This window comes from uncultured Enterococcus sp., from assembly GCF_913775425.1.
Classification (GTDB): domain Bacteria; phylum Bacillota; class Bacilli; order Lactobacillales; family Enterococcaceae; genus Enterococcus_G.
Map to the genome: position 1 here is coordinate 41,752 of NZ_CAJYIS010000044.1, position 6,353 is coordinate 48,104.

The 6,353-nt window shown below is 37.8% G+C and carries 6 protein-coding genes and 1 tRNA gene; 4 read left to right on the top strand and 3 right to left on the bottom strand.

What is annotated here, in order from left to right:
- Positions 1-10: 10 nt before the first annotated feature.
- Together QZ413_RS04985 and QZ413_RS04990 are read right to left on the bottom strand one after the other, a co-directional pair.
- Positions 11-1,369 (bottom strand): HD domain-containing protein, encoded by a 1,359-nt coding sequence (locus QZ413_RS04985; RefSeq protein ID WP_297077147.1) that lies wholly within the window; start codon positions 1,367-1,369, stop codon positions 11-13.
- On the bottom strand, positions 1,366-2,160 hold the full coding sequence (locus QZ413_RS04990; protein ID WP_297077137.1) for a lipoate--protein ligase family protein: 795 nt from the start codon (positions 2,158-2,160) through the stop codon (positions 1,366-1,368). The genes QZ413_RS04985 and QZ413_RS04990 overlap by 4 nt, the downstream gene beginning before the upstream one ends.
- A 145-nt stretch (positions 2,161-2,305) precedes the next feature.
- Between QZ413_RS04990 and QZ413_RS04995 the strand changes: the two genes are divergently transcribed.
- Together QZ413_RS04995 and rpoE are read left to right on the top strand one after the other, a co-directional pair.
- Positions 2,306-2,737, top strand: a complete 432-nt coding sequence (locus QZ413_RS04995; protein WP_297077139.1) for a DUF1934 domain-containing protein — start codon at positions 2,306-2,308, stop codon at positions 2,735-2,737.
- A gap of 84 nt (positions 2,738-2,821) precedes the next feature.
- On the top strand, positions 2,822-3,433 hold the full coding sequence (rpoE, locus tag QZ413_RS05000; protein ID WP_297077142.1) for a DNA-directed RNA polymerase subunit delta: 612 nt from the start codon (positions 2,822-2,824) through the stop codon (positions 3,431-3,433).
- Positions 3,434-3,586: 153 nt separating this feature from the next.
- Here rpoE and QZ413_RS05005 read toward each other — a convergent pair.
- Positions 3,587-3,658, bottom strand: a tRNA-Arg gene (locus tag QZ413_RS05005).
- Positions 3,659-3,709: 51 nt separating this feature from the next.
- Between QZ413_RS05005 and rpoN the strand changes: the two genes are divergently transcribed.
- The gene (rpoN, locus tag QZ413_RS05010; RefSeq protein WP_297077144.1) at positions 3,710-5,017 is read left to right on the top strand and encodes an RNA polymerase factor sigma-54; all 1,308 of its coding nucleotides are present in this window, start codon (positions 3,710-3,712) and stop codon (positions 5,015-5,017) included.
- A 141-nt stretch (positions 5,018-5,158) separates the two neighbouring features.
- A complete protein-coding gene (locus QZ413_RS05015) occupies positions 5,159-6,253 on the top strand; it encodes a sugar-binding transcriptional regulator (protein WP_297077148.1) in 1,095 nt (364 codons plus the stop codon).
- Positions 6,254-6,353: the final 100 nt, after the last annotated feature.

The window sequence follows — 6,353 nt, forward strand, 5'->3', positions numbered from 1 at the left end:
CTCATCCTTTCTAAATAAGTGCACCGTTGACAATATGTGCACGAAATTGCAAATACGTTTCATAAAAGAGATCATAAGAAGTTGAATGATCTTCATGGGTCATCTCACGCGGAAAATAAAAGCGATGATCTCCTTGTGATTGTCCTGCCAGTGCTGCCACTAGCGCACTGACATGGGATAATTCGATTAGTGTTCCATCTTTTTCTTGTAGCTCGATTTGTGTACGTGAGTTTTTTGCATTCGGTCGGTAAAGATCATAAGGCAAATCAAAACTTGAATTGATTGCTGTATAGTAAGTCGCGTTAAACCCGACTTTTTCTACTGCTTCGACTAAACTAGTGATTCGTGTTTGATCAGTCTCTGGTGAAAAAGTGACCGATTTCAAAGGTTTACGATTTAAAAAACGACGAGCTAAATCACTTAAAATAGGATCGCGACTTTCTAACCAATGGATAAAATAAGTGTTTAATACGCCATCATCTAGTTTCAAATAGTCTTCTAACTGATATGTTTCGTTTAAAAATGGAACTAAAAGTGGAGCACTTCGTTCAAAATAGGCGATGTCAGTTGGGAATAGTTCTTTTGCACGCGCTAATAAATGGGATAACCCAACTTCCATACCGCGAGACGTGGGGTGGAAGTACACTTGGACATACATCTGATAGCGACTGACGATATAATCTTCAACGGCATGCATGCCATTCATTGAAAAACTGATTCCGTGCTCATATGGACGAATCACACGTAAGATACGCTTTAGATCAAATGTTCCATATTCTGTTCCAGTATAATAGGCATCACGTAATAAATAATCCATACGATCGGCATCGATTTGACTAGAAATCATTTGGACTACTTGAGGATTAGGATATTCTTTCGTAATGACGCTAGCGACTTTTTCTGGAAATCCTGCTTCAACGCGATTTAAGATTTGATAGACTTCAGTTTCTGGAGAAGTCAAGATCGCTACAGTTTGCACCTCGTGATCGGTTTGAAATAAATATTCAAACGTGTGAGAATAAGCACCATGACCGATATCGTGCAATAAGGCTGCGCAAAGCGTCACTAAGCGTTCTCGATCGTCCCAACCGGATGGACCGATTTTTTCGATAGAGTAGTTTCGTTCAAAAAGATCACAAATATTACGCGCGATTTCGTAGACGCCTAATGAATGAGAAAAGCGAGTATGTTCGGCGCCGTGAAAGGTAAATGAAGCAGTTCCCAATTGATGGATTCGACGTAGCCGCTGCACTTCTCGCGAATTGATCAGATCTAAAATGACTTGATGTTGTACATGAATATAACTGTGTACCGGATCACGAAAGACTTTTTCCATTGGGAGCAGTTGTTGTTTATAGGCCAAACTTATTCCTCCTTTATTTGTTCGTTTCGTTCGATCATATTCGCCAAGCGTTTTGTAAATAAAGGGTTTTTCGGCAATGTTTCTTTTAATGCGTGTTGAACTTTAGGATCATCAGTTGCTTGAAAAGCATTCATCAATCGTTCCTTGGTTTCAGCGATACTGATCTCGTACCCTAATACCGACGCTAAGGTGGTCATGCATGTCGGTTCAATATCCGGATAGCCAGAATCGGGTATAATGTTCGCAGCAGTATAGAAGGCTTTAGCTATCGCCCCGCGCGCAAATTGATCACCGTTGACACTAAGATACACCATTACCGCAATATTGTCTTTGATTCTTCTTTGGGCCATTCCGGCAATTTTTTTGCCTTTGACACTCAGATCGAATGTTCCAGGACAGTATGATTGAGTAATTTCATAAGCTTCAATGTTAAGTTCAGGAAAAGCCTGTTGGATGAAGGCCATGCAGTGTGCGTAGGCATCATCGATCGATTGGACAGTTTCATTTTTTTTGAAAATATAAGATAGATTGAGCACGCCTTGATCAGCCACTACACCTAGACCGCCAGAATTGCGTACGATCGGTGTGAATTTTTGCGTTCGTAATTGAGTTAAGCCACTTAGAAGTTCTGGAACTTTAGTGTCTTTCATTCCTAAAATAAAAGATTGTTGAAGTTGCCAAAAGTGTAAAACTTGTTCATCAGCTGGTAAAGCGTCTAATAAACAATCGGTAAACACAAATGGTAATAATGCTTCTTGATCAGTAAGCTGCAACTGATCGAATAAAAAAACAGTCATAAAAAAATCCTTTCTCTAATTTCCTAATTATATTATAAACGATTTCATGCTTTTTTTGCGAAAACTTCCCATTAAAATGAAGAATCGTTGACAAATCGAGTAAAACCGTTGAAAATGTGAACAGAAAACACAAGGAGGTCAAAGTGTGGTAGAAAAACAAGGGCAAGCAATCGCGATCCATTTAGAAACGATTGTGCAACAAGAAGGCGAAACACAAAATTTTGTATTTGATTTGACAGGACAACTTGTTAAAATTGGAGATACACTATACATTCGGTATAAAGAAGAGACCGAAGAAGGGCAAATTCCGGTTACGATCAAATTATTACCAGATGGTAGCTTACAGCTAATACGAGCAAGTGAGATGCGTTTAAGATTAAAATTCGAGTATAAACAAACTGTCGAAAGCCATTATAAAACTCCTTATGGCATGATGTTTTTTAGTACTTTTACGCACGATATGCACGTTAGCTTAAAAGATCGTCCGACTGCAGGTGAGATTGCGTTGACATATGATCTATATTTAGCAGATCAAAAAGCCGGCGAGTATCAGATGAAGTTATCCTTCACAGCATAAATTTTAAGAATTTGAAAGAAAAAATTGCTTTTTCGGCGACATTTTTGTATGATTAGGAGTAGACTGTGAAAGGACGTGTCCCGATTGGAAATTAATGTATTTGAAGGCCTGGATAGAAGCGAATTGTCCATGATTGAAGTGGCGCATGCGATTTTAGAACAACGTGGAGATGTGATGGATTTTTCTGATTTAGTCAATCAAATCCAAACCTACCTTGGAAAATCTGATGGTGAAATTCGTGATGCTTTGGCTCAATTTTATACGGATTTGAATATTGATGGAAGTTTTATTTCATTAGGTGATAATCGTTGGGGATTACGCTCTTGGTATGCAATCGACTCAATCGATGAAGAGATCAATCATGGCTTAGATGAAGATGATGAAGATACACCAAGAAAACGTAAACGTAAAAAAGTAAATGCCTTTATCAATGATGATGAAGATGCAATTGACTACAACGATGATGATCCAGAAGATACTGATCTATCTGAAGATGAAGACGATGACGATTTATTTGAAGATGAAGATGAAGATGATGAAGAAATCTCAGCATACAATTCTGACTTACAAGAAATTGGCGCAGATAACTCTGATGATGAAGAAGTTGTTCCAGAAAATATTGAAGAAGACTTAACGATTATCGATGATGACGAAGAAGACGAATTCGATGATGAATACGAAGAGAACGAAGAATAATAAAACGTGCATGAGATCTTAGGATTTCATGCACGTTTTATTTAATCTATTTTTGTACAGAATATTTTTGATTAGATATGCTATACTACAACAAGAGATGGTGGCGCTTTAATTTAGCCAATAAAAAAAGCATGTTCATTTTGAACATGCCAACGCATCCTAAGGGAATCGAACCCCTGTCTCAAGAACCGGAATCTTGCGTGATATCCACTACACTAAGGATGCAAATACTCATTAAGTATACCGGAAATTTTTAAAAAAACAAGGGGGAGTTAGATGAAATTTGAGCAACAGTTATCACAGCAACAAAAACAAACCCAAAAGTTAGCCCTTACACAACAGTTACAACAATCGTTGCAAGTATTGAATTATTCAAGCGAAGAATTGTTTGAATTTATCAACCAAAAAACGCTAGAAAACCCATTGATTGCTTTAAACGATCGGTATTTTTCAGGATTAAGTCAAACGCACACGGCTAATACATATGAAGTCAATTTCGGTCAGTTACAGGATACTAAACAATCTTTGTTTGATTTCTTAGTAGGACAAGTCCATTTGAATTACCGTGATACACCAATAAGAAAACGTATCTTGCGATTATTAGAATATATCGATTCGAATGGTTGGTTGGTTACCTCTTTATCACAAATCGCTACAGAGCATCAAGAATCCTATGTAGAATGGCTAGATGCATTGACACTTTTACAACAATTAGATCCACCAGGGGTCGGTGCTCAAAATTTGCAAGAATGTCTCATGCTGCAAACAGAAAGAGATCGTCAAGCACCTAATCTGGCTTACTTGATTTTAGAATCTTATTTTATGTCCTTTGTTGAACGAAAGTGGGAGGAAATTGCGACAACAATACCTTGCGACATCAAAGAGATTCAACAAGTTTTTGATTATGTTCAAACATTAACGCCGAAACCTGGTGCAGCTTTTGAGCGTGAAGAAGGACTGATGATCATTCCAGATCTAGAAGTGATAATTGAGAATAATGAATTGACGCTTTCTAGCTTGCGTTCGATGCAACCTCCTTTAAAGTTCAATCAGGCTTATTATGAAGAATTGAATCAGGTGAACAACCAAGAAATTTCACAATTTTTAAAACAAAGTCGCCAAACCTTTGATTGGCTAAAGCAAACGTTAGACCATCGGGAACAAACGATTTTACGAATCGGTGAGCTGATCATCCAACGCCAAGCTGATTTCTTTTTAAAAGATGCTCATCCTTTAAATCCTTTAACTATGCGTGAAGTTGCAGAAGTCTTAGAGCTGCATGAATCGACTATTAGCCGAGCGGTTAATAAAAAATACATCGCGACTCCATTTGGTACCTATGAATTAAAACATTTTTTCACCACCAGAGTCTTGACTGCCTCTGGAGAAGAGATTGCAACAACTCAAGTAAAAGAACATTTGAAACAGATGATTACTCATGAAGACAAGACCAAACCATTATCTGACCAGAAATTAGCAGATTTATTAAGTAAAGTTGGCTTTACGATCTCAAGACGAACCGTCACAAAATATCGTGAAGCACTAGCGATTCCGACTTCAAAACAGCGAAAACGTTTTTCTTAAAGCGCGTGTTACCTTTTTAGGGCACACGCTGTTTTTTTCGCTTCGAAAGGGAGTTTTAAGTTGCACGAGGAGAAAAATCGTGCTATCATATTTTTTGTAGGAAGCATTGAAATTCTTACATTGATATTTTTTTTAACCTTAATGGGTCGTAATAAGTCTATGTTGGACATTAAACGTCCAATGGAAGGATCGAGAAAAATGCAAGACGAATTAAAATTGTTAGAGGGGATTATTCCTGATATTTTGACCGTACTGCAAGAACGGTATCGTATTCTTCAACAGATTTATTGGATGCAACCTGTAGGAAGAAGAAATTTATCAGAACAACTTGGTTTGACAGAGCGTGTGCTTAGAACAGAGACCGATTTTTTAAAGCAGATTGGTTTAGTCGAAAGTTCAAAAAGTGGCATGATGTTGACAAACAAAGGGGATTTGGTTTATCTTGAAATGGGAACGATCATGGATCAATTATTTGAAACGAAGCAAGTTGAATTACAGCTAGCGAAGTATCTAGGAATTGAGAAATGTTTGATTGCCAAAGGAGACTCAAATCAACAAACTAAAGTTATCAGTTCATTTGGTGAGATGGTAAATGAAAGTTTGCTGACTCGATTGCCAGATGGTCAAAATATCATCGCTGTAATGGGTGGTACAACAATGGCTACTGTTGCCGAAGAAATAGGCAAATTGGAAACTGAAAAACGACATAATATCTTCGTACCAGCACGAGGTGGGATCGGTGAAACCGTTAATGTCCAAGCCAACTCAGTGAGTGCAGTCATGGCGATTCGCTCGCAAGGAGAATACCGGTCGTTATTTGTCCCAGAACAGTTGAGTTCATTAGCGTATGAAACCTTGTTGCAGGAACCTTCTATTAAAGAAGTGTTGAATCTGATCAATCAAGCAAATTGCGTCATTCATGGAATTGGACGTGCCCTTCACATGGCGGCACGACGAAAAATGTCTGAAAGTGAAATTTTGATGCTCAAACAACATAATGCAGTCGCAGAATCATTTGGTTACTTTTTTAATGAAAAAGGCGAAATTATTCATAAGATTCCTAGAATCGGATTGCAGTTAAAAGACATTCAAAATATTCCTTACGTATTTGCGATCGCAGGTGGTAAAGATAAAGCAAAAGCCATTCATGCGTATATGAAAAATGCACCAAAGCAAACGTGGCTCATTACTGATGAGGCTGCGGCAAATGAGATTTTAAAAGGGGTAACCCTTTAAAATAAATTTTTTATGATTTTCATAAGGAGGAAATCTTAAATGACAGTTAAAGTAGGTATTAATGGATTTGGACGTATCGGACGCTTAGCATTCCGTCGTA

What these genes read in the sequence shown, in the direction of transcription:
- QZ413_RS04990 (WP_297077137.1), bottom strand. Translation starts at nt 2,160, where the DNA reads ATGACTGTTTTTTTATTCGATCAGTTGCAGCTTACTGATCAAGAAGCA.
- rpoN (WP_297077144.1), top strand. Translation starts at nt 3,710, where the DNA reads ATGAAATTTGAGCAACAGTTATCACAGCAACAAAAACAAACCCAAAAG.
- QZ413_RS05015 (WP_297077148.1), top strand. Translation starts at nt 5,159, where the DNA reads ATGGGTCGTAATAAGTCTATGTTGGACATTAAACGTCCAATGGAAGGA.